The organism is Nocardioides ferulae (assembly GCF_003660455.1).
GTDB classification, from domain to species: Bacteria; Actinomycetota; Actinomycetes; order Propionibacteriales; family Nocardioidaceae; genus Nocardioides; species Nocardioides ferulae.
Map to the genome: position 1 here is coordinate 1 of NZ_QZVR01000045.1, position 2,162 is coordinate 2,162.

Sequence of the window (2,162 nt, forward strand, 5' to 3'; positions counted from 1 at the left end):
TGTCGACGACGCTCGAAAACGAGGCCATAGCGACGGTCGAAAACGAGGCCACCCAGACAGATTGGATGGGTGATCTCTGTGGAGGATTGGGCTCTGATCCGGCGGCTGGTGGCGGACGGTGTTCCGCAGCGTCAGGTCGCGCGGGACCTGGGCATTGGGCGGGCGACGGTGGCGCGGGCGGTGGCCTCGGACGGGCCGCCGAAGTACGAGCGGCCGGCGGTGCCGACCTCGTTCACGCCGTTCGAGCCGCACGTGCGCGAGCTGCTGAGGAAGACGCCGGACATGCCGGCCACGGTGATCGCCGAACGGGTCGGCTGGACGGGGTCGATCACCTGGTTCCGCGACAACGTCCGGCGGCTGCGGCCTGACCACCGGCCGGTCGACCCTTCGGACCGGCTGACCTGGCTTCCCGGTGACGCGGCGCAGTGCGACCTGTGGTTCCCGCCGAAGAAGATCCCGCTCGAGGACGGCACCAAGACGTTGCTGCCGGTCCTGGTGATCACCGCGGCACACTCCCGCTTCATGGTCGGGCGGATGATCCCGACCCGGACCACTGCGGACCTGCTGCTGGGGATGTGGGTGCTGCTGCAGCTGCTCGGCCGGGTGCCGCGCCGGTTGATCTGGGACAACGAGACCGGCATCGGACGTGGCAAGCGGCACGCCGAAGGCGTGGGCGCGTTCACCGGAACCCTCGCCACCACGCTGCAGCGGTTGAAGCCCAACGACCCAGAATCGAAGGGCGTGGTCGAACGCCGCAACGGGTTCTTCGAGACCTCCTTCATGCCCGGCCGCGACTTCACCTCACCGGCCGACTTCGACGATCAGTTCACCGACTGGCTGACCATCGCCAACAGCAGGATCGTGCGCACGATCAAGGCCCGGCCGGTCGACCTGCTCGACGCCGACCGGACCGCGATGCTCCCGTTGCCGCCCGTCGCACCGGCGGTCGGGTGGGTCAACCGGGTCCGACTGGGCCGCGACTACTACGTCCGCATCGACAGCAACGACTACTCCGTCGACCCGGCCGTAATCGGCCGGTTCGTCGACGTCACCGCCGACCTGACCCGGGTCGAGGTCCGCCACGGAGGACGACTGGTCGCGGCGCACGACCGGGTCTGGGCACGCGGGATGACGATCACCGACCCCGCCCACGTCGCTGCCGCGAAGGTGCTGCGCGAGCAGTACCAACGACCGCGACCAGCAGCCGCCCCCGACGAGGCTCTGGTGCGGGACCTGACCGACTACGACCGCGCCTTCGGCCTCGTCAACGGCGAGGAGGTGGCCTGATGACGACCAGTAGCAGGAAGGTGAAGAGCGACGCGAGCGAAGCGCTCAAGCAGCTGACCTACCTGGCGTCGGCGTTGAAGGCGCCCCGGATCACCGAGTCCGCAGCCCGGTTGGCTGACCACGCCCGCGACGCCGGCTGGACGCACGAGGAGTACCTCGCCGCGGTCCTCGACCGCGAGGTTGCCGCAAGGAACGCGTCCGGTGCCCAGATGCGGATCCGCTCCGCCGGGTTCGCCGCGAGGAAGACGCTCGAGGAGTTCGACTGGGACGCCCAACCCGCCGTGCGCCAGCAGGTCGCAGCACTCGCATCGGGCGGGTTCCTCACCGAGGCCAGGAATGTCGTGCTGCTCGGTCCGCCCGGGACCGGCAAGACGCACCTGGCCACCGGACTCGGGATCGCTGCGGCCAACCACGGTCACCGGGTGCTGTTCGCAACCGCTACCGAGTGGGTCACCCGGCTCACCGACGCGCACCGCGCCGGCCGACTCCCGCAAGAGCTCGCCAGGCTGCGGCGCTACGGGCTGATCATCGTCGACGAGGTCGGCTACCTGCCCTTCGAGCAGGACGCCGCGAACCTCTTCTTCCAGCTCGTGTCCAGCCGCTACGAGCACGCCTCGCTGATCCTCACATCGAACCTGCCGTTCAGCGGCTGGGGCAACGTCTTCGGCGACCAGGCCGTCGCCGCCGCGATGATCGACCGCGTCGTCCACCACGCCGACGTCCTCACCCTGAAGGGCGCCAGCTACCGGCTACGCAACCGCGGGATCGACACCCTGCCCAGCATCAAGACCCAAGACACGGCAGACTGAGCAACTACGAACCGGTGGCCTCGTTTTCGAGCGTCGGATCGGCCTCATTTTCGAGCGTTGCCGACA

2 protein-coding genes are annotated in these 2,162 nt (G+C 69.1%); both read left to right on the top strand.

What is annotated here, in order from left to right; genetic code table 11:
- Positions 1–69 precede the first annotated feature (69 nt).
- A complete protein-coding gene (gene istA / locus D6B71_RS22295; protein ID WP_164519791.1) occupies positions 70–1,287 on the top strand; it encodes an IS21 family transposase in 1,218 nt (405 codons plus the stop codon).
- On the top strand, positions 1,287–2,096 hold the full coding sequence (gene istB / locus D6B71_RS22300) for an IS21-like element helper ATPase IstB (protein ID WP_121258999.1): 810 nt from the start codon (positions 1,287–1,289) through the stop codon (positions 2,094–2,096). The genes istA and istB overlap by 1 nt, the downstream gene beginning before the upstream one ends.
- Positions 2,097–2,162: the final 66 nt, after the last annotated feature.

Coding starts and splice junctions, on each gene's coding strand:
- istB (WP_121258999.1), top strand. CDS start 1,287: ATGACGACCAGTAGCAGGAAGGTGAAGAGCGACGCGAGCGAAGCGCTC.